This window comes from Paeniroseomonas aquatica (genome assembly GCF_030409335.1).
GTDB classification, from domain to species: domain Bacteria; phylum Pseudomonadota; class Alphaproteobacteria; order Acetobacterales; family Acetobacteraceae; genus Belnapia; species Belnapia aquatica.
On sequence record NZ_JAUFPN010000043.1, the window covers coordinates 1 to 444 of the forward strand.

At 61.9% G+C, this 444-nt stretch carries 1 protein-coding gene; it reads right to left on the reverse strand.

Annotated elements, in window-relative coordinates; translation table 11 throughout:
• On the reverse strand, positions 1 to 444 hold a 444-nt coding region (locus tag QWZ14_RS05640; protein ID WP_290315659.1), incomplete at both ends, for an AAA family ATPase.

Below are 444 nucleotides of genomic sequence, written 5' to 3' on the forward strand. Positions count from 1 at the left end.
TTAGGCCCATCCCTGTCTCATCGTCGTTGACACGTTCCGTTTCCTCGATAATGAGGACCGTGTTCCGCGTCGGCTTCCACTTGCCCCGATCAATGGAGCGAAGCAGCGGATCCAGAGCAATGGTCCGGTCTACCCCGGCATCCTTCAAGGCATCGGCCTGCAGCCAGGCATTGGCCGTGCCGATGACCTCTCGCCCATTCGGACTGAAGCGAGTATCGGCGTGGTAGGCCATCACCAATGGGGTCAGCAGGGTGGACTTACCGGCGCCAGCAATCCCGGTCAGGAATGCCACCCCACCGGCGGTGCCTAAGGCATAGATCGCTGCCACCTGCGCCGCGCCGTGCTCATTATTGAATTTGAGCCCGCAGCCGTCGATTTCCCGGCGGATCGCGGCATGGGTCAGGGCTCCAGTACGGTCCTGGGACGCTACCTTGGCCAGTTCCT